This window comes from uncultured Agitococcus sp. (assembly GCF_937920075.1).
In the GTDB taxonomy this organism is placed as follows: domain Bacteria; phylum Pseudomonadota; class Gammaproteobacteria; order Pseudomonadales; family Moraxellaceae; genus Agitococcus.
In genome coordinates, this window is sequence record NZ_CALETI010000177.1 from 1 (window position 1) to 22,444 (window position 22,444).

General features: G+C 40.8%; 17 protein-coding genes. 2 read left to right on the forward strand and 15 right to left on the reverse strand.

Annotation, left to right across the window (positions count from 1 at the left end; genetic code table 11):
* Window positions 1–282: 282 nt before the first annotated feature.
* The 7 genes from Q0212_RS06760 to Q0212_RS06790 all read right to left on the reverse strand — a co-directional run bounded on the left by Q0212_RS06760 (window position 283) and on the right by Q0212_RS06790 (window position 7,371).
* Window positions 283–1,149, reverse strand: a complete 867-nt coding sequence (locus Q0212_RS06760; protein WP_297923866.1) for an energy transducer TonB — start codon at window positions 1,147–1,149, stop codon at window positions 283–285.
* 7 nt (window positions 1,150–1,156) lie between these two features.
* Entirely contained in the window at window positions 1,157–1,690 is a 534-nt protein-coding gene (locus Q0212_RS06765; RefSeq protein ID WP_297923868.1) for a hypothetical protein, read from the reverse strand.
* A 194-nt stretch (window positions 1,691–1,884) separates the two neighbouring features.
* Window positions 1,885–3,069, reverse strand: coding sequence for an ATP-dependent RNA helicase RhlB (rhlB, locus tag Q0212_RS06770; protein ID WP_297923870.1), 1,185 nt, complete (start codon window positions 3,067–3,069; stop codon window positions 1,885–1,887).
* Entirely contained in the window at window positions 3,066–3,947 is an 882-nt protein-coding gene (locus Q0212_RS06775) for an alpha/beta hydrolase (protein WP_297923872.1), read from the reverse strand. Before Q0212_RS06775 ends, rhlB begins: the two co-directional genes overlap by 4 nt.
* Window positions 3,948–4,057: 110 nt before the next feature.
* Entirely contained in the window at window positions 4,058–4,720 is a 663-nt protein-coding gene (locus Q0212_RS06780; protein ID WP_297923874.1) for a hypothetical protein, read from the reverse strand.
* Window positions 4,721–4,802: 82 nt separating this feature from the next.
* Complete coding sequence (locus Q0212_RS06785; protein WP_297923875.1) at window positions 4,803–6,737, reverse strand: M48 family metalloprotease; 1,935 nt, start codon at window positions 6,735–6,737, stop codon at window positions 4,803–4,805.
* A gap of 46 nt (window positions 6,738–6,783) precedes the next feature.
* A complete protein-coding gene (locus tag Q0212_RS06790; protein ID WP_297923877.1) occupies window positions 6,784–7,371 on the reverse strand; it encodes a LemA family protein in 588 nt (195 codons plus the stop codon).
* A gap of 121 nt (window positions 7,372–7,492) precedes the next feature.
* Here Q0212_RS06790 and rimO point away from each other — a divergent pair, with 121 nt between their 5' ends.
* Together rimO and Q0212_RS06800 are read left to right on the forward strand one after the other, a co-directional pair.
* Window positions 7,493–8,827, forward strand: a complete 1,335-nt coding sequence (gene rimO / locus Q0212_RS06795) for a 30S ribosomal protein S12 methylthiotransferase RimO (RefSeq protein ID WP_297923879.1) — start codon at window positions 7,493–7,495, stop codon at window positions 8,825–8,827.
* Window positions 8,828–8,927: 100 nt separating this feature from the next.
* Window positions 8,928–10,328 carry an MBL fold metallo-hydrolase gene (locus Q0212_RS06800; RefSeq protein WP_297923881.1) on the forward strand — a complete coding sequence of 467 codons (1,401 nt, stop codon included), beginning with the start codon at window positions 8,928–8,930 and terminating at the stop codon, window positions 10,326–10,328.
* A gap of 30 nt (window positions 10,329–10,358) precedes the next feature.
* On the opposite strand, the gene Q0212_RS06805 is transcribed toward Q0212_RS06800, so the two are convergent.
* The 8 genes from Q0212_RS06805 to pilQ form a co-directional block, all read right to left on the reverse strand.
* Complete coding sequence (locus tag Q0212_RS06805; protein ID WP_297923883.1) at window positions 10,359–11,072, reverse strand: diphthine--ammonia ligase; 714 nt, start codon at window positions 11,070–11,072, stop codon at window positions 10,359–10,361.
* Window positions 11,069–11,431 (reverse strand): DUF5522 domain-containing protein, encoded by a 363-nt coding sequence (locus tag Q0212_RS06810; protein ID WP_297923884.1) that lies wholly within the window; start codon window positions 11,429–11,431, stop codon window positions 11,069–11,071. The genes Q0212_RS06805 and Q0212_RS06810 overlap by 4 nt, the downstream gene beginning before the upstream one ends.
* Before the next feature lie 71 nt (window positions 11,432–11,502).
* A complete protein-coding gene (locus Q0212_RS06815; protein WP_297923886.1) occupies window positions 11,503–12,924 on the reverse strand; it encodes an FAD-dependent oxidoreductase in 1,422 nt (473 codons plus the stop codon).
* A gap of 126 nt (window positions 12,925–13,050) precedes the next feature.
* Entirely contained in the window at window positions 13,051–17,520 is a 4,470-nt protein-coding gene (gltB, locus tag Q0212_RS06820; protein ID WP_297923888.1) for a glutamate synthase large subunit, read from the reverse strand.
* Window positions 17,521–17,846: 326 nt separating this feature from the next.
* Window positions 17,847–18,554 (reverse strand): hypothetical protein, encoded by a 708-nt coding sequence (locus Q0212_RS06825; RefSeq protein WP_297923890.1) that lies wholly within the window; start codon window positions 18,552–18,554, stop codon window positions 17,847–17,849.
* Window position 18,555: 1 nt separating this feature from the next.
* Window positions 18,556–19,653 (reverse strand): 3-dehydroquinate synthase, encoded by a 1,098-nt coding sequence (gene aroB, locus Q0212_RS06830; protein WP_297923892.1) that lies wholly within the window; start codon window positions 19,651–19,653, stop codon window positions 18,556–18,558.
* Between the two features lie 81 nt (window positions 19,654–19,734).
* The gene (gene aroK, locus Q0212_RS06835; protein WP_297923917.1) at window positions 19,735–20,259 is read right to left on the reverse strand and encodes a shikimate kinase AroK; all 525 of its coding nucleotides are present in this window, start codon (window positions 20,257–20,259) and stop codon (window positions 19,735–19,737) included.
* Between the two features lie 6 nt (window positions 20,260–20,265).
* Window positions 20,266–22,401: a type IV pilus secretin PilQ gene (gene pilQ / locus Q0212_RS06840; RefSeq protein WP_297923894.1), complete on the reverse strand. Its 2,136-nt coding sequence runs from the start codon at window positions 22,399–22,401 to the stop codon at window positions 20,266–20,268.
* Window positions 22,402–22,444: the final 43 nt, after the last annotated feature.

Consider the following 22,444-nt stretch of genomic DNA (forward strand, 5'->3'; position numbering starts at 1 on the left):
GTCTGCGATCCATTCAAACATGATTTTTTACCAACAGAAATTGACGATCTATGGATTGCACTGCAAAGAGTGTGCTCATTGCTAATGCATGAAACGTCACATAAATCTTGGAAAAGCTACGCTGGGTCATGTTAAGCAACATAACCAATAAGGAGAGTTTAATGGCGTAGAATGAAAGAAACGTTACTACTGTGCTAAAGCACCTAAGCGGGGGGTCTGCATCCACAATGGAAGTTGACATATATGTCTAAAAATAGTTAAAGGACGTTTATTATAAACGATTTAACTTTCATTATGCATTCTTTCAGCAAAACGCCATGTGCGAATCACTTGTAGAACTTCAATTTTTTGTTTCATTTCTTTGCTAAAAGGTCTAAACGGCTCAGCCAAACGTACCGAACGTCGTGCTGCTTCATCTAACAAACCATGACCTGATGAGGAACGTATTTGAATATCTTTAACCCGACCATTAGGCAAAATCGCCACTAATAAACGTACCTCACCTTGTAAACGGCGTTGTTTGGCGGCTTCTGGATAATGCAAATTACCCATTTGTTCCACTTTTTGCCTAAAGTGGTCAATATAAGCAGCAGCATAATCTTGCCGAGCGGATAAGGTTGAAACAGTATGAATTTTGGTTTGTTTGGCATAAGCCTGACGTTTTTCGGCTAAACGCGCTTCTAAACTGGCAATCGCTGCACTTTGCGCCGACATTTGCACTAGACCATCATCTGATGGCTCTTTAGGCACTTCTTTTTTAAACTTTTCTGGTGCTTGTTTTTGCGGTGAAATTTGATGCGTCACTATTAAACGATGTTCGGCTTCTTGTGGTGGAGGTTGAAAAGCCATTAAGTCTTCGGGTTTAATTTCATTGATTTGGGCATCAACAAAGTCGGCTTGTTGGGTGGTGGTCATTTCTATAGATTTTTTAAATTGACCACTACCTTGTTGATTGGCTTGGGCTAAAAAGTCTGCTTCTTTATCGGCTTGTTGGCTTTTATGTAAAGCTAAAGTCACTTCCATCATTTGCATATTTTGCCCTTGTGGTGCAACAAAGCTCACCCCCAAGATAAACGAAGCATGCAGCATCAATGCTGCAAATACTGCATAAATCAAATGATTGGGATTGTGATGTTGCTGAGCAAACATAATATTTTTATTGATTAAACGCTAAACTTAAACCATAAAACCAGTCATCATGCTGACGACCAAAAGACGAGACCATATATCGTCCCATCAGCCGTACAGTGACACTGTCGCCTAAAGCAATACGCCAACCTAATTCGGGATACACCGCAGACATTAAGGTATTATCGGCGCGCATTTCGCCTGCTTCATCTTTAAAGCCATCGCCATCGTTGTCGATATTATCATGACTGGCTGGCACTTCTTTTTCGTTTTGGCCAAGATAAACCCCTATTCCCAAATAAGGACTTAAAGGCGTATCAAAGGCTGTTCTTAAACCCACAGATGCACCACCAAAAAAAGGCTGTTCGGCATCGTAAGCATTAGACACTAATAGCGTTGCATCAATATAACCAGAGGCATGATATAAAAAGTTTTCACCTTCTAAACCTAAATATAAGCCAATACCATCAATGTTTTCGGCATACATTGCACCCACTTGCAAAGACTCTGCATGACTTAAAGAAGAAACCAACATTAACATGGCAAATATATTTTTTTTCATGGGCTGAGATTCCGTTTAGCCAATCTACATTGATGAAATACACTGTTAACGATGAACGCCCTCTCCCTATGGGAGAGTGTCGGGGTGAGGGTTAGTTTTGCTTTCATTACAAGACCTCACCCTAGCCCTCTCCTAAAAGGAGAGGGAACATTATCGCTATAATTTTATCTGTGATACGATCAAAAAGACTATTTTTATCTTCCTCTAGGCTTTTGCAACAACTCCGCAGGCGGATGGGTACAATCTAGTTTTCGACCAATTGCTGCCTCTAAATTAGGAATCAAAAAGGCATCATCTTCACAAGCAAAACTAATACTCACCCCACTTGCGCCACCACGACCTGTTCGACCAATACGATGCACATAATCATCGGTTTGTTCGGGTAAGGTAAAGTTAATCACATGACTAACATCATCAATATGAATACCACGCCCTGCAACATCGGTGGCAACTAATACTTGCACACGACCTTCACGGAAATTTTCGAGGGTTTTAACGCGCTTTTCTTGTGGCACTTCGCCTGATAACACCGCACAAGAAATACGATGATGCTTGAGCATATCCGCTAAACGACGCACTTGATCGCGGCGATTAGCAAAAACAATCACTCGCTCAAAATTATCTAATTGAATCAAGTTATATAACAAATCGTATTTTTGTTCGGCACTAACAATATAAACCACTTGTTGTACGGTTTCATTAGTGACTTGTGCTGGCTCAATTTCGACTTTAACAGGATTAAATAACCATTGATCGGCAAGATTTAACACATCTTGATTAAAAGTTGCCGAGAAAAACAAAGTTTGGCGATGGGTTTTGGGTGGGCAAGCTCGGACAATACGTTTAATTGCAGGAATAAAACCCATGTCTAATAAACGATCGGCTTCATCAATCACCAACACATCTAATTGATCTAAATAAATCGCTTTTTGCTCAACAAAATCAATCAATCGACCCGGTGTGGCCACCACAATATCCACATAGTCACTATATAACTGTTGTTTTTGTTTGTCGTAGTCCATGCCACCAACTAAGGTGACAATACGCAATTTGCTGTATTTGGCTAAGGCTTCGGCATCTTTGGCAATTTGTAAGGCTAACTCACGTGTGGGAGCTAACACTAAAGCCCGTGTTTCGCCTAAATAACGATCTTCAGAAGGCGGCAATTTTAATAAGTCATTAATTAAGGTAATTAAGAAGGCCGCTGTTTTACCTGTGCCTGTTTGCGCTCGACCAATGGCATCATGGCCTGCAAGGGTAAAATGTAAAACTTGAGACTGAATGGGGGTGCAGTGGCTAAATCCAAGATCGGCAATTGCCCGTTGTAATAACGGGCTAAGCTGGAACTGGTTAAAAGTGGCTAAATTAGTATCGCTCATCGTGTTAAAAAGTGTCGGGCATCGGCTGCCGTTCGTTTGGGGTCTTCCTCCATCGGAATATGCCCTAAGTCGTCATAAATCACTAACTTAGCGTTGGGAATATCTCGTTGGAATTGGTGACCGTGTTTTAAAGGAATCCATGTGTCTTTTGCCCCCCATATCACAAGGGTTGGCGTCCGAATCAACTTAATATCAGGTGAATCGGTAATTATACCGCGCATCATATCAGCGATTGCTGCGCGTGTCCCCTCTCTCCGCAATAAATCTTGATAACGACGTATCGTTCCGCGTGGAATACGGCTACTGTCACCATAAACCGAGCGCACACTTTGCACCACAAAGGGTAATGGCGTAACAAATTTAACCAAATGACGAGTTAATTGATGACGGGTTAATAACACAGCCACAGGTGTTGGCATGGAATAACCTGCACTATCGACCAAAATTAATTTTTTGACTTTAGTGGGATAATAAACCGTGTAACGCCATGATAAATAACCACCTAAAGAATTTCCGCCTAAATAAAATTGCTTTAAGCCCAAACGTTCAGTGACGGCATTAATAAAATGGATAACGGCATTGGGTGTGGTTTTACCCACAGGTAATGGCCCTGAAATGGCAAATGGTGGCACATCAATGGCAATGACGCGAAACTGGTCGCTTAACTCTTTACGCCATCCATCCCACGTGTCTGCCGAAGCCGAAAAACCATGTAATAAAATTAATGGCTCACCTTGGCCACTTTCTTTAATACGCACATCAACTCCTTGTACATGCAAATAATAAGCGTCCTCGCTATAACGTGCTTTTAATTTGTGTGCAGGAATATCACCCAAGCCTAAAAATCGCTGAGTTTGTTTGAGTGCGTTTATCACCATAAGAACCTCTATTTTTATCATTGCCGCCTCACTTTCTTTTTATGTGAGGGATTTGCACCAACGTACTAATTTAAGGACAAAATACGCCAATTGCTGCTGTATTGTTATGGCTAAACTGCTTGTGTTTTTGGGACAGGGAATACTAAAGAAAAATCTGTGACCTTAAAACAAGCCAATACACGTCCTTGATTTAAGTCTGGAAAATAGCGTTGGTCAAAAAAACTTTGTGTTAATAAGGCAGGTTTAACGTGCCCTTGTGCTTCTAAAGGAAAATAAAAACGTTGGCCTTGCCACTCTTGAGCCAAGGTACGCAAAGCTTTTGGTGCTAAACGGGTATTAACAGGAAACGGCAATAAATGATGACTAAAATGCAAATTAGCAATCACCTCACCTGTTTCGGTGGTGACTTTAATGTGATCTTGTTTATCTTGACCATAGTCAACCGCAAAATAGGCTTTTTCTTTGGGAATACCCCAATTCGCTTGACCATTATCAATAGAGTCTTGTGTGGACACATAAATTTTTGAAATAGAATAATGATGTTTTTGGCCAATTTTTAGCTGCCCACCCACATATAATAATTCGTGATAAGGGCCAACATCCGATTGTTGATAATCAGCAAAGGCAACATAAGCCAAATGACCTTTGCGACTAGCTTGTAAATGCGGTTCAATAAAACTTTGATTATCCAAAAAATCTTGGGGCAAATGCACCACCATTAAATAACCTTGTCCTGTTAACTGCCACGGTGCAGGCGCAACTTTAATGCTCATATTTACCTCTAGATTAACCCCTCCCCCTAATTTAGGAGGAGGCTGGGTGGGGGTTACAGCATAAAACGATTTTTGTTTTTGTTTATTGTGGGTTACGGTCAACGTGTATTTGTCCCAATAATAGCGGCATCGGACAAGCCAACAAAGCGGCTAACACCCTCAATAACTCATATTCGGCACGATGCAAAATACCATCACTTTGTATAGTTGCCGCAGCTAAAGTAATTAATTGTTGTTTTGCCTTTGGATTTAAATATTGCAACTGTCGTAAGGCTTTCGCCAATAACTTAAACTGACTCTGTGGCATGGATGGCGTATGTTTATTAAAAATTGGTTGCATCAACTGTTGATAAATAGCAGGTTGGCTATCTTTGGGATGTGCTCCATAATTTAACAAAGTTGCGATTAATTGAGCACACGGTTCGGCTAAACGATTCAGTGGCAACTGCCGAAAGATATGTTTCGCTTTAATTAACTGCTGTTCAATCAAGGCTAATAATGCAAATTCAAACACCGTTTTTGTTTCACCAACAAAATGTCTTAACTCACTTAAAAACACGATACGCTCTTGCTCAACCAATAATTGCAAACGCGGTGTCGCCAACTCAACAATTGGCAAAGCCAAACGTTGATCGGTACTGATTAAGTATTGTTGTAGTTGAATAATCGATTGTGCAAAAACTTGCTGTTTAGCAAAAAACGCTAGCACAAAAGCGGCTGGTTTATCTTGTTGTTGTGCCACTAAGGCAAAGATTACTGCTTTTGCACCTTGATAGCTCTGTAAAGAACGGCTTACTTCAACAGCCAATTGCTGATGTAAATATTGCGCAGATAATAAGTCTTGCCACTGCAATTCACCAACTTTGGCCGAACTCATGCTGGGTGCAATTAAATCTTGTTCGGGTGCAATGACCGAGGAGAACGCAATAAGCCCCTCCTCATCTATTGGAGAATTGGTTTTAACTTGCTGTTGTGTGGCCTCTTTTTTGCTGTCAGCTCGATACTTCATTCGAGTTAAAAAACTCGGATAGATAGTGTTAATACGTTGCTCAATGGGTGGATGGCTGGCCAAATAAGGGGCAAACAATAGGCTGTCGGCAAAACACATATGGCTAAGCTGTTCAGCATAACGATGCTGTAATACCGAGCCATGTTGGCTGATTTTATATAAAGCGCTGGCTAAAGCTTGAGGATGACGGGTAAATTGTACACTGGCTGCATCTGCAAGATTTTCTCGGCTACGCGAAATGGCTGCTTTACCTAAACGGGCAAAAAACACCCCAATATAACCAATGGCCAACACGATCAAGCCCGCAAAATAAAAAATTGGCATCGGCAAGGCTTCTTTAGGTCTCAGCTCTTTTTGATAGCCTACATAACTCATCCGCACTAAATAGCCACCTGCTTGACCAACATTGACAATACCTGCCAAGATCGACAACAAGTAGGTATTTAAACGCATATCGCCATTAATAATATGGCTATATTCGTGACCAATAACGCCTTGTAACTCATCCCGATCTAGATAGTCTAATGCGCCTTGTGTAACCACTAAAATACTATCTTGAAGGTTATATCCTGCCACAAAGGCATTAATCGTTTGTTCGTCACGCAAAACATATAAGCTGGGCATCGCCATGCCTGAAGCAATGGCCATTTCTTCACACACATTCAGTAATTGCTGTTGCTGGGGGTCTTTTGTGGCAAAATCTATTTTATTCGCCTGAATCATATTGGCCAAAGCCACACCACCTTCACGCAGTAAATACCACTCCACAAGACTGCCAAACATAATTAAAGTGGCTGTTGCACCATAGGCTTTAGCTGACCAAACATGCCATAACCATGAACCTTGTCCATCGTCATAACCTGTTAATACTGCGACAAAATAGAAGAATATATTGACAGCAACCGCAATTAACACCATTACCAACACTAAATATATTAATAAATAGCGTGTGGCTGAGCGTGCTTGTTGTTGACGACCAAAAAAGTCAATCATAGCTTTGCCTTGCACTTAAAGAACTCCCTCGCCCTGTGGGAGAGGATCGGGGTGAGGGCTATTATTTAAACGAAATTCTAACTGGCTCTTTTGCTTCGGAATGGCTAATTTTTAACAATGTTGCTTCTTGAAAGCCTGTCATATTGGCAACAAGATTATTAGGAAACTTTTCACGTTCGGTGTTGTAAATCATCACTGCATCATTAAATGCTTGGCGAGCAAAACTGACTCTATTTTCAGTGCTTTTTAATTCTTCCATTAAGTTTTGAATGGTGCTATTGGCTTTAATATCAGGATAGGCTTCGGATATAGCCATCAATCGCCCTAAAGCTTGATTTAACACCCCTTCTGCTTCGCCTAATTGATTAATCGCATATTGATTATCACTATTTTTAGCTGCCATTTGCTCAACAGTAATCGCTTGATTACGGGCATTAATCACTTGGGTTAAGGTGTCTTTTTCGTGGCTAAGATAAGCTTTCACGGCTTCAACCAAATTAGGAATTAATTCATAGCGACGTTGTAATTGCACATCTATTTGTGCAAAAGCATTTTTAAATTGATTACGTAGACTAATTAAACCGTTATAGGCATTAATCCCATAAACAATCGCCAAAATTAACATTGCCCAAAAAAACAATGACATCATCTTTCCTCCGTGTTTTTTTTAGATTAAATCACTGAATGACACCTTAAAATGTTTTTTCTTGTTATGCAAGAACAGGTACAATACGCGGTTTGTTTTGTGTGTCTGTTTTTGGAGTGCGCTCATGTCTGTTCAACAACCCAAAGTAGGTTTTGTGTCTTTAGGTTGCCCTAAAAATTTGGTCGATTCTGAGCGCATTTTGACGCAATTACGTGCCGAAGGTTATCAAATTTCGCCCGATTATAACGGGGCTGATTTAGTGGTGGTGAATACCTGTGGCTTTATTGAGTCTGCGGTACAAGAGTCCTTAGATGCGATTGGTGAAGCCTTAGCCGAAAATGGCAAAGTCATTGTCACAGGTTGTTTAGGCATCAAAGAAGGCCAAATTCGTGACGTGCATCCCAGCGTGTTAAAAGTGACTGGCCCACACGCCTATGAAGAAGTGATGGACAGTGTGCATCAATATTTACCACCGAAAAAAGATCATAATCCGTTTATTGATTTAGTGCCCGCTCAAGGCATCAAACTCACCCCTAAGCATTATGCTTATGTCAAAATTTCTGAAGGCTGCAACCATCGTTGTACCTTCTGTATTATTCCGTCCATGCGTGGTGATTTAGTGTCTCGCCCGATTGGTTCAGTGATGGCCGAAGCACAAAACTTGGTTAAATCAGGCGTAAAAGAGTTATTGGTCATTTCGCAAGATACCTCTGCTTATGGCGTAGATTTAAAATACAAACTCGATTTTTGGAATGGCCAACCGTTAAAAACACGTATGCAAGAATTGTGTGAAGCCATGTCTACGTTAGGTGCTTGGGTACGTTTGCATTATGTTTATCCATATCCACACGTGGATAACGTTATTCCGTTAATGGCTGAAGGTAAAATTTTGCCCTATTTGGATATTCCCTTCCAACACGCCAGCCCACGTATTCTAAAATTAATGAAACGTCCTGCTCACAGTGAAAACACCCTCGAACGCATTAAACAATGGCGCAAAATTTGCCCCGATTTAGTATTACGTTCTACCTTTATTGTTGGCTTTCCTAGTGAAACCGAAGAAGAATTTGAAGAGTTATTAAACTGGTTACGCGAAGCACAATTGGATCGCGTTGGCTGTTTTAAATACTCACCTGTTGACGGTGCAGCGGCTAATGAATTGCCAGACCCCATTCCAGAAGACGTTAAAGAAGCACGTTGGCAACGTTTTATGGAAGTTCAACAAGAAATTTCTGCTCAACGTTTACAATTAAAAATTGGCAAAACCATTCAAGTGTTAATTGATGACATTGACGAAGAAGAAGGGGTTGCTATTGCTCGTTCAGCAGCAGATGCGCCCGAAATTGATGGCAATGTGTATATTGAAGGCGAAGGCGCAGCCGATTTAAAAATTGGTGATTTTGCCACTGTCACGATCATTGATGCGGATGATTATGACTTGTATGCTGAGTTAGCTTAAACCTAGTCATCGGGCAACCACAAGGGTTGCCCCTACACCTAATTTATCCTATGATCGAACTAATCCATATAAAAAATATGGTCTTAGATAGGATATTGCCATGCGTAAATTACGATTTTTAGGTGCTGCCCAAGAAGTGACAGGCTCTTGTTATTTACTCGAAAATGCAGGCCATCACATTTTATTAGATTGTGGTATTCATCAAGGCGGTGATGGTGTTGATCGAATTACCAAAGAACAATTTAAGTTTGCTCCTGCCAGTATTGATGCCGTTGTCTTATCTCATGCCCATTTAGACCACTCAGGCTTATTACCCAAACTCGTCCATGAAGGCTTTAAAGGCAAAATTTACTGCACCCATGGCACACATAAACTGTTAAAAATTTTATTAGAAGATGCGGTTCATATTTATTTAAAAGATTTGGAATATGAGAACTTACGCCGTGAACGTGCAGGGAAAAAGCCCTTATTTCCGCAATATACCTTAGATGATGTGCAAACTGTTTTAAATTTATGTTGTGCCTTAGACTATCATCAAGCACATACCTTTTTAGAAAAATTTACCCTCACCTTTTATGATGCTGGGCATATTTTAGGTTCATCGATTGTGCAGCTTGTGCTCAATGATAATCACAATGCAAAAACTTTAGTATTTTCGGGTGATTTGGGTAATCCCGATACCTCCTTAATGCGTAATTTTGATTTTATTGATAATGCTGATGTGGTGTTAATGGAGTCAACTTATGGTGATCGTGACCATCGTTGTTTTGCCGAAACTTTAGACGAATTTAAAGCCATTTTAAAACAAGCCGAACAAGATGGCGGCAATATTTTAATTCCTGCTTTTGCTGTGGGTCGTACCCAAGAATTATTGTTTCACTTAGGCAAAATGTATCACGAAGGTTTATTAGATCATTGGCATATCTTTTTAGATAGCCCAATGGCTAAAGCGGTGACCAATGTTTATAGCGACTGTATTAAACAATTAGACAAAGAAGACGTCGCCTTTATTACAGCGCATCAAGGTGAAGATATTAGCTCTTTTTTGCCCAACTTAACCATTAGTGAAAGTGTCGAAGACTCGGCTGCGATTAATAATATTAAAACAGGCGCGATTATTATTGCAGGTAGCGGCATGTGTACAGGTGGACGCATTCGCCATCATTTTAAACACCGTTTATGGCACACCAATACCCATGTGGTGTTTGTTGGCTTTCAGGCGCGTGGTACTTTGGGCAGAATTTTGGTCGATGGTGTCAAACACGTTAAATTGTTTGGTTTACCGATTTTAGTCAAAGCACAAATTCATACTTTGGGTGGATTTTCGGCTCATGCAGGGCAAAAAGAATTGTTAGCATGGGCAAAAAACTTTAAAACGCAACCACGTTTTTACTTGGTGCATGGTGAAGCAAAAACCATGGAAAAGTTAAGTGAAAAACTTGCACAGGAACTTGGCATTAATGCCGAAATTCCTGCGCAACTGTCACAGATTATGTTTTAGGTTTTTATAGAGGTTGGCCTTACCAACCTCTTAATTTACAGCTATTAAATCACAAAACCAAAAACCTTGGGTTTGATTATCACTACTACAAACCGCATCGGTGCTTTTTACTTCTAACGGTTTATATACCTTTTCACCAAGTTCAAAGGCAACAGCATGCTTAAAATATGGAGCATCATAACAAAAAGTATGATATTCGCCATTTTCACCACAAGCATCCACTTGAGCAGGTAATTCAGCAACAAATTGCTGATTAATTTCTCGCCCCACCCATTGTTCATTTAAATAAGCATCGCTCACACAACAAGTAATGGTTTTAAAACCTTGAGCAATAAAATCATTAATCAATTGCGTAGTATTTTTTTGCCATAACGGAAAAACCGCTTCTAAGCCCACTTGCGCCAAGTTTTTTTCGCGATAGGCGCGTAAATCGGCTAAAAAAATATCACCAAAAATGACATGGCTAATACCTTCGGCTTTTGCCTGTAACAGCGTTTGTGCCATTTGTTGTTCATATTCACTATTTGAACCTTGATAAACCTTTACTTTTAATAAAGGTATCCCAATGGCTGTGGCTTGCTGCTCTAATAATAATTCGCGCACACCATGCATAGAAATACGCTGAAACTCACCATTAATCGTGGTTAATAAGTACTTAACCTCATACTCACCTGCTTGTAAAATTTGGTGTAAGGCATAAGCAGAATCTTTACCGCCACTCCAACAAAAAATAGCTTGTTTCATAATTTGGATTTCACATTAATATGTTGATAAGGACAATGTCGACAACCATTTCCACAACAAGAACCACGTTTACGGTGATACCATTCGGTAAATACCCATTTACCATCCTCAAGATAATAATCAATATCTTCAATGAGTTGTGCATTATGATATTGCTTAGGGATTGCGACTGTCACTGGGTTTTGTTGTACAAATTGCTCAATGCCTTGTTTAATCACCACCTTCAAGCATTGTGGGCAGCGACAATCTTGTTCAAAGTCGAGCGGCATAATAGCGGGCAACTGATTACACCAACAGGCTTGCTGGCCAGTGTTGCCACAAGCAAAAGCCACACCACAAACCGAACATTTTTTTTGCATGATTAGATTATCCTTTGGTAATAAAAAAGGCGCATTTTCTGCGCCTTTTTTATTGGTCTATGGCTTTAAACTTAAACGTTTAAATAATCCAAAATACCTTCGGCAGCTTGACGACCTTCCCAAATCGCTGTCACCACGAGGTCAGAACCACGCACCATATCACCACCCGCAAACACTTTTGGATTGCTTGTTTGATATTTAAATTCAGACTCGGCAGGTGCAACTACACGACCGCTATTGTCTAAATTAATACCAAAATCAGCAAACCAAGGTGCTGGACTTGGACGGAAACCAAACGCCAAAATCACCGCATCAGCAGGTAATACTTGTTCAGAGTTTGGAATTGGCTCTGGGCTACGGCGACCACGCGCATCTGGTGAACCTAAACGGGTTTCAACGACTTTTACGCCTGTTACACCGTTTTCATCACCCAAGATTGCAATTGGTTGACGGTTAAACAAGAAGTTAACACCCTCTTCACGCGCATTATTTACTTCACGACGTGAACCAGGCATGTTTTCTTCATCACGACGATAAGCACAGGTTACTGCATCTGCACCTTGACGAATCGAGGTACGGTTACAGTCCATTGCGGTATCACCACCACCCAAAACAACAACTTTTTTACCTTTCATGGAGATAAAATCGTTAGCGTCTTTTTCCCAACCATTGTTATGGTTGACGTTGGCAATCAAGAAATCTAAAGCGTCATAGACGTTTGGTAAATCTTCACCCGCAAAGCCACCTTTCATATAGGTGTAAGTGCCCATGCCTAAAAATACAGCATCAAATTCATTGAGCAAATCAGTGAATTGAACGTCTTTACCCACTTCGGTATTTAAACGGAACTCAATACCCATATCGGTAAAGATGGTGCGACGACGAGACATCACACTTTTTTCCATTTTAAATTCAGGAATACCAAAGGTTAACAAACCACCAATTTCAGGATTTTTATCAAAAACAACAGGTTTAACACCACTACGTACTAACACATCAGCACAACCCAAACCTGCTGGGCCTGCACCAATAATGGCAACACGTTTGTTTGTCCATTTAACTTTGGACATATCTGGACGCCAGCCCATGGCAAAGGCGGTATCAACGATATATTTTTCAGTGTTACCAATAGTCACTGCACCAAAACCATCATTTAAGGTACAAGCACCTTCACATAAACGGTCTTGTGGACACACGCGGCCACACACTTCAGGCAAGGTATTAGTTTGGTGACATAATTCTGCTGCACCAAAAATATTACCTTCCGAAATTAACTTTAACCAGTTTGGAATATAGTTGTGAACAGGACATTTCCATTCACAGTAAGGATTACCACAAGCTAAGCAACGATGTGCTTGTTCGCCTACTTCTACTTTAGTAAAAGAGTGATAAATCTCTACATATTCGCTTTTGCGAACGGCGATATCTTTTTTTGCGGGGTCATGCCGCGCGACGTCTAAGAATTGAAAGTCGTTATTTAGGCGTTCTGCCATGGCCTTGCCTCAATATAAATCTAGCTAGCTTAGCTTATAATTCCCTCCCCTATTTTAGGGGAGGGTCAGGGTGGGGTTTACCCCCTCCTAACCGCCCCCTACATTAGGGGGAGGAACTAACAATAATTACTGTGGATTAGCACGAGTATTTTTCAGCAACTCTTTGATGTTAGCGGCCTTTGGCTTCACTAACCAGAATTTACGCTGATAGGACTCAAACTCGGCCAACAATTCTTGACCCCACGCACTTTGCGTTTCACTCACATAATCTGTTAACACACTACGTAAATGATGACGGTGTGCTTCCATTGCTTCAGTGCTAATACGATGAATTTCGATTAACTCATGGTTGCAACGATCATAGAAGTCACCTTCTAAATCCAACACATAAGCAAAACCGCCTGTCATACCTGCACCGAAGTTTAGACCTGTACGGCCTAATACAGTGACTAAACCGCCTGTCATGTATTCACAACAATGATCGCCTGCACCTTCGATAACGGCATGTGCACCAGAGTTACGTACGGCAAAACGCTCACCTGCTGTGCCCGCTGCAAATAACTTACCGCCAGTTGCACCATACAAACAGGTGTTACCAATGATTGCGGTATCTTGCGTTTTGAATGGTGAGCCTTTAGGTGGATAAATCACTAATTTACCGCCAGTCATGCCTTTACCGACGTAATCGTTGGCATCGCCTTCTAGCACTAAGTTTAAGCCGCCTGCGTTCCACACACCAAAACTTTGACCTGCTGTGCCTGTCAAATTAACAGTAATTGGCGCATCATTCATGCCTTGGTCACCATGAACTTTAGCGATTTCACCACTTAAACGTGCACCAATTGAGCGGTCACAGTTGCCTACTTTGAAGCTAAACTCACCACCTGCTTTGGTTTGAATGGCAGGAAGAATTTCAGCAACCATTTGTTCGGCCAACACACCTTTATCAAAGGGTGCATTTTTGGGCTGCAAGCAATATTGTGGTTTGTCAGCCGTGATATGGTCATTTTTCAACAAAGGCATTAAATCTAAATGCTGTTGTTTTACGGTTTGACCTTCAATCATTTCTAACAAATCGGTACGACCAATCAACTCAGCAACAGAACGTACACCCAATTGTGCTAACCAATAACGCGCTTCTTGGGCAACGAACTTAAAGAAGTTCATTAACATTTCTGGCTCGCCCACATAATGGTTGGCGCGCAACTTGTCTTGTTGAGTCGCAACACCCGTTGCACAGTTATTTAAGTGACAAATACGCAAGTATTTACAACCCAAGGCAATCATAGGTGTCGAACCAAAACCGAAGGATTCAGCACCTAAGATAGCTGCTTTAACAACATCTAAACCTGTTTTTAAACCACCATCGGTTTGCACACGCACTTTGCCACGTAAATCATTGATTCTTAAGGCTTGGTGAGCTTCGGACAAACCTAACTCCCACGGAGAACCTGCGTAGTGAATCGATGATAAGGGCGATGCAGCTGTACCACCATCATAACCAGAAATAGTAATTAAGTCGGCATACGCTTTGGCCACACCTGCGGCAATTGTTCCCACACCGGGTTCAGATACTAACTTAACCGACACTAAAGCACTGGGGTTAACTTGTTTTAAGTCAAAAATTAACTGCGATAGGTCTTCAATCGAATAAATATCGTGGTGTGGTGGTGGAGAAATCAAGGTAACACCTGGTACAGAGTGACGTAAACGCGCAATCAAAGCATTGACTTTACCACCAGGTAACTGACCACCTTCACCGGGTTTAGCACCTTGTGCCACTTTAATCTGCAACACTTCGGCAGAGGTTAAATAGGCAGGTGTCACACCAAAACGACCAGAAGCCACTTGCTTAATTTTGGAATTTTTGAGCGTGCCATAACGTGCAGGGTCTTCACCACCCTCACCCGAATTGGAACGACCGCCCAAGGTATTCATGGCAATCGCAATCGATTCGTGCGCTTCAGGAGATAATGCACCCAACGACATCCCTGCGGAGTCAAAGCGTGACAAGATAGACTCTAATGGCTCAACCTCATCAATCGTAATGCTGTTATCCGTTTTTAACTTTAACAAGTCACGAATGGTGGCTACAGGACGGTCATTAACCAAATCGGCATATACTTGGTATTTGCTATAATCACCCGAACGAACGGCATCATGTAAGGCATTAATCACGTCTGGGTTAAAGGCATGATATTCTTTGCCATAGACAAACTTGAGCAAACCACCTTGGTCGATTGGCTTACGGTCTTTCCACGCATCAGCGGCCAATTGTTTTTGGTCATCTTCTAAATCAACAAAACGTGCACCCTGAATACGGCTTGGCACGCCTTTGAAGCAAGTTTTCACCACTTCATCACTTAAACCCACTGCTTCAAATAATTGTGCAGCACGGTAAGAGGCTAACGTAGAAATACCCATCTTCGATAAGATTTTTAACAAGCCTTTGTTAATGCCTTTACGGAAATAGGCTTGTGCCTCAATGGGGTCACCTAAGACTTCACCTGTACGCGCTAAGTCGGCAATAATTTCGTGCGCTAAGTATGGATAAATGGCTGTTGCACCAAAACCTAATAGCACCGCAAAATGATGTGGGTCACGCGCGGTTGCAGTTTCAACAATAATATTGGCATCACAACGTAAACCAACACTGCTTAAGTGGTGATGAACTGCACCTGTTGCCAATAAGGCATTGGCTGGTAAATAGTTTGGACGAATGTTTTTATCAGACAAAATCAATAAAGTTTTGCCATTTTTAACAGCGGTTTCCGCTTCATCACAAATACGTGCAATAGCTGCTTGCAAACCTTCACTTTCAGCATAGTTCAAATCAATAATAGCGTTTGCATAACCTTTTTGATCATTCAACGCTAAAATTTGTTGGAACTTGCTAAACGACAACACAGGACTGGCCAAAATTGCACGATGTGCATGCTCTGCTGTTTCTTCAAAAACATTCATTTCCGCGCCAAGGCAAGTCTCTAAAGACATGACAATAGCTTCGCGCAATGGGTCAATTGGCGGGTTTGTCACTTGGGCAAACTGTTGACGGAAATAGTCAGCCATGTGACGTACACGACGAGACAATACCGCCATTGGGGTATCATCACCCATTGAACCAACAGCTTCTTGACCGCTTTCTGCCAATGGGCGAATAATCTGATCACGCTCTTCAAAGGTTACCAAGAACATTTTTTGGTAAGTTTTGAGCTGAGCAGCATCCATTTGTCCCAAGCCACGTTTATCAACCACATCGTCATTCTCTAAACGAATCGCTTGATCACGCAACCATGTTCTATAAGGATGAGCTGATTTTAAGCGTTGGTCGATATCTGCTGTACGCAACAATTCGCCTGTTTGAGTATCAACTACTAAAATTTGGCCTGGCCCAACACGACCTTTAGACACGACATCGTCAGGCTGATAATCCCACACACCAATTTCAGAGGCTAAAGTGATATAACCATTTTTAGTAATCACCCAACGTGCTGGACGTAAACCGTTTCTGTCGAGCATACAAATCGCATGACGACCATCTTGAATCACTAAACCTGCTGGGCCATCCCATGCTTCCATATGTTTAGAATTGTATTCATAAAAGGCGCGCAAATCGGCATCCATTGTTTCCACGTTTTGCCATGCTGGCGGAACCAACATACGCAAAGCACGGAACAAATTCATACCTCCACCCACTAAAATCTCTAACATATTATCTAAGCTAGAGGAGTCAGAACCAGTACGATTCACCAGTGGTTTACAATCTAATAAACCAGGCAACAATGGGCTATCAAATTTTGGCGTACGTGCAACCGACCAATTACGGTTACCCATAATCGTATTGATTTCACCATTATGCGCCAAATAGCGGAACGGCTGCGCCAATGGCCACTTTGGCAAAGTATTGGTAGAGAAACGTTGATGGAACACCACAATATGTGAGGCCAAACGCTCATCTTGTAAATCTTTATAAAAACTTGGTAAATCCGCAGGCATCACCAAACCTTTATAAGTAATCACTTGAGATGATAAAGTGGTTACATAAAATAAAGGATCATTAGCCAATTGTGCTTCGGCACGACGGCGCGCTAAAAATAACTTACGGTTGAAGTCAACTGCATCCATACCTTCGGGTGCATTGACAAAAATATGATTAAATTCTGGTAATGTGCGTAAAGCAATTTCACCTAAAATACTTTTATCAGTTGGCACTACACGCCAGCCAACAACTGATAAACCTTCTTTTTCAATTTCGGCGGTTAAAATATTTTTGGCATTCGCCGCTAAAGCGGGGTCAACATTTAAAAAGATCAAACCTGCCGCAAACAAGCTATTTAAGGCTACACCGAATTCTGCTTGCGCCACAGCACGGAAAAATGCTTGAGGCATGGCTAATAACAAACCACAACCATCACCTGTTTTACCGTCGGCCGCAATTGCACCTCGGTGCGTCATACAACTTAAACTATGAATTGAAGTTTGTACGAGATGATGACTCGCTTGCCCTTGCATGTGGGCAATCAAACCAAAACCGCAATTATCCCGAAACTCATCGGGTTGATAGAGGCCAGAATGGGCAACCGGCTGCATGTGCATGGCTTTACCTTAAAAAATATGGACTTATAAAAAACACCCAGCATCGATATTTCGGCAACCTGTGGGCATTTTTAGAACTTACACACACAGTATAAGTTGTCTATTAAAAATGCTTTAGGAAGATCAAAGTACCTGCTTAAGCCCTAAAAACTCAAAGTTTGCCCACAACAAACGGTATTTTATTGCGGACAAAATGGCGGAGTATTTTATATATAAATTGCCTATGACTCAAACACTACAAGCAAAATCTGCCATTTTTTTGCATAAAAATTACTTTTTTTGCATTTTTCATCGTTTAACTCACGATTATAGGCAAAATACTTTGACTAAAAAGGATCAACCACAGGCGTCGATACTTCGGGTTCTGTTGATGATGAAGACGAATCCGCAGGAGTCTCAAGCTGATTTTGATTTGGCTCGGCCATATCATCAGGCTGAGGCTCTATTGCAATTTCTGGTACACCACCATATTTGGGTGGAGGTGGCTGGTCAATTGCTGGCTGAATCATTGGCACATTAGGCACATAAGTCGCAAATTTTTCAGGAGATGGTCTCACTCCATTAGGCAATGCAAAATCTATAGAATTTGCTACACCTAAGGCTAACTCCATTGTGACAAAATTACCATACACCGCAATATAACTGACTTTTTCACCCTCTTTATACATAAAGTAAGCAAATTGCTCTTTATCATCGCGTTGCGCAATATAAGACTTTACCACTTCCTCATCTTCTGAAGAAATAATCTGCAAAGTCCACGCCAACGAACCCTGAGCCTTTAACCAATCAACAGTACGATATTGTGGTCCGTGATTTTCTGGTGGTGTTGCAACATAATTCGTTGGTGGCACAATTTTTGGTAATTGCCCTAAATCAGCTGAAAACTCATGCATTTCACCGGTAAATACATCTTGAATCGTAGGCTGTTGAGGAGCATTACGTCCTTTTAAACTAATAACCGTCACACTAATCAATAGCACTGCTAAGCTGCTTGCAGCCATTGGCAACCATAATCGTGATCGACTTATTAACATATTATTGCCCCAATTCAGTGCCCGCGATTAAGGTTTGCTCTAAAGTTTGCAAAGGAAAATCGGCACTTACTACTGCTTGTCCTAATTGACGCAACAAGACTAAACGCAGCTTACCTGCCAACACTTTTTTATCAACCGCCATCAACGATAAAAACTGCTCAGATGTCATCTCGGTAGGAGGAATAACTGGCAAATTAGCCGCTTGCAAAATTGTTTTAACTCTAACAACATCTGCCTGTGTTATCCAGCCCAATCGCCACGATAAATCAGCAGCCATTAACATACCTGTTGCTACTGCTTCCCCATGTAACCATGTACCATAACCCATCGCCGTTTCAATCGCATGACCAAACGTATGCCCCAAATTTAATAAAGCACGAAGGTCATTCGCTTCTAACTCATCAGCCGCGACAACATCAGCTTTATTTTGACAAGAGCGAGCAATAGCTTCAGCTAATAATTTTTTATCACGAGCAACTAAGCCAGCCATATTTTGCTCAAGCCACTCTAAAAAAGGCAAATCTCGAATTAAGCCATATTTAATAACTTCTGCTAAACCTGCTGCATATTCTCGATCATTTAATGTGTCTAAAACGGAAGTATCGGCCAATACAGCCGTTGGTTGCTTAAAAGCACCAATCATATTTTTTCCTAATGGATGATTAACACCCGTTTTCCCCCCTACTGAAGAATCAACTTGTGATAATAAAGTGGTTGGAATTTGTAAAAACGCAACACCACGCTGATAGCATGCGGCAGCAAAGCCCGTCATATCACCAACCACACCACCACCCAATGCTACTAAAACACAATCACGATTAAAACGTTGCTCTAACAATGTTTTAAAGATACCTTCTACATGTTGTAAATCTTTAAATTGCTCTCCATCAGGCAAAATATGACAAGCAACTTTATAGCCCAAGCTTTGTAAAGTTTGTTCAACTTTTGCCAAATATAAAGGTGCAATCGTTGTATTACTCACAATAAGCACTTGTTTAGCTTTTAAATAAGTTTGATAACATTCAGGGTTAGTTAATAATGACTCACCAATAAAAATAGGATAACTGCGCTCGGCTAAAGAGACGGATAATGTTTGCATAACAAAGAATTCTTAACAGGCCAAATTAAATATGGATTTTAACGGAATTATTAGTTTTATAAACAAAAATTGGAAAGCAGTTTAAATGAAATTAAGCTTTTGAATGATGCTATAAGCTAAATCTTTAGCACAACCACTGGTTGTTGGCACAATAAGATGTGCAACTTCTCGATAAAGTGGATCTCTAATTTTAAGTAACTCTGCTAATTTAGTCAGGGGATCAGCCGTTTGCAATAAAGGTCGATTTTTATCATGTGCAGTACGTTCAAGCTGCATAGAGACAGGGGTTTCTAAATAAACTACAACCCCACGTTGATGTAAGTTTTGACGATTTATTTGCCTTAATACTGCTCCACCACCTGTTGCTAACACAATATGGCGACGGTTTGTCAGTTCAGCAATCATTTGCTCTTCTCGCTTTCTAAACCCTTCTTCTCCTTCAACATCAAAAATCCAAGGAATACTGGCACCTGTGCGAAGCTCTATTTCATGATCACTGTCAACAAATGGCCAAGATAAAATCTCAGCCAAATGTCGACCAATAGTGGTTTTACCTGCCCCCATTGGTCCGACCAAAAAAATATTCGCACAGGCACCCAATCTTATTACCTATTACTTGCTAGTAATTGTGTCATTTAACAAACGCGGCGTAACAAAAATCAATAACTCTTTTTTCTCGTTACGTGTTACATCTTGTTTGAATAAACGCCCTAAGAATGGAATATCACCAAGCAATGGCGTTTTTGTGACACCCTTGAGCATATCCGTGGTAAAAACACCGCCTAACACTACTGTTTGTCCATCATCAACTAAGACACTTGTTGCAATACGATTACTGTTAATAGTTAATGCACCATTTGATAATACTGCACCTGGACTATCTTTATTGATTGCTAAATCCATATTTACTCGCCCATCAGGAGTAATACTAGGCGTTACTTCTAAACGCAATTCTGCATTAATAAACTTTACTGCTGCCGCACCACTTGATGTTGATTCTCCATAAGGTATTTGAGTGCCCGAAGCAATTAGTGCCTTTTGCTTATCTGCGGTTAAGACTTTTGGACTAGCAACAACCTCACCATGTCCATCAGATTGTAAAGCAGATAATTCTAAATCTAACACTATATTATCTGCATTCATAATACCAACAGCCAAAGAACTTGTACCAACTTTCTCAACACCTAAATCGACTGCTAAATCAGATGGACTAGCTATCGTATAATCACGAGTACCCGCAACTGTATCTATTGTAGCTTCACGTATATCATTTAAAGTAGTGCGCGAACCACCCACCATAACTCGTTTCTTTGAGCTTATATTATCGTGTGCAACCCCCCACTTTACACCTAATTCTTTAACAAAATCACTAGATGCGGTGACAATACGAGCTTCAATCATGACCTGCTTCACAGGAACATCTAACCTTGCAATCAATTCTCTGATTTCCTCTATTTTTTTAGGAATATCCTGAATAATTACAGTATTCGTGCGTACATCTATAGAAACACTACCACGTGGACTCAACAAACTATTAGACGCAGTATTCGCTGAATTAGATGTATTAATACCCGATGTAATCATTTTTTGTAGATCAGCTGCTTTTGCATAACTGACTTGTATATATTCCGAACGCAATGCAGCAAGTTGTTCATTTTGATTTGCTGCCTCCAATTCTAAACGCTCACGAGCAGCAATTTCATCCGCCGGAGCAACCAGCATAACGTTACCCGTAGTACGTTTATCTAAACCTTTAGTCTTCAAAATCAATTCTAAAGCTTGATCCCATGGCACGTTCTGTAAACGCAAAGTAATTCGGCCAGACACTGTATCACTAGCAACTAAATTCAATGAGGTAAAATCGGCAATCAGCTGTAAAACTGAGCGGACTTCAATATCTTGGAAATTTAAAGATAACTTTTCACCGGTGTAAACAAACTCTTTACGCTTTTTAGGTGCATCAGGCAAAATTGGCTTAACACTAATGGTCATGTTGTTATCAGCTTGATAAGCTAAATATTCGAACTCTCCTTGTGGCTGAATAACAATAACACCATTATTCCCTTCATTATAAGCATCAATGGTTTTAACAGGCGTTGCAAAATCATTAACATCTAAACGACGACGTAACTTTTCTGGTAATTTTGCTCCAATAAAACGGGCAATAATTTTACTACCTTGTTGTTGAACATCAACAGGAATTGAGGCCTGTGATAATTGAATATCTATTTGCCCATCACCTTGTAGACCACGATGAAAATCTAAATCATCAACCTGTAAAACTTTTGGCATTGACGCTTTTTGCTTGGGGGATACCTTTATTTTTTCAACAATAGGCACTGCCTGTGCAACATTATTAGTAATATCTTGCTTACCAATTTTAAGAATAAGATCATTTCCTTCAACACGTGTAGCATATCCTGTTAATTCACCTAGATTTACCACTACACGAGTCCGCTCTTGATTATCAACAACCGTTAAACTTCGAGCATTACCATTGCCCAAACTTAAGTAACGAGAGTTCAAACCATTTTTGGTATTAGGTAGATCAAAAACCAATCGTGCAGGCTTTTCTATTTGATATGATTGTAATTGCGGTGGCGCATCATCAAACGCTAATTTAACTTCTATTTCATCACCAGGCAAAGTAATAAAATTAACATTCTTCAATGTCAAGCGTTCTGCAGCGGCTGCAAGTTGCAACACAGACATCAAACCTACACCTAATACCATACGCTGTATAGACATGCTCTTTTTCCCAGCTGGCTTGTTATTGTTCATTGTGATCCGT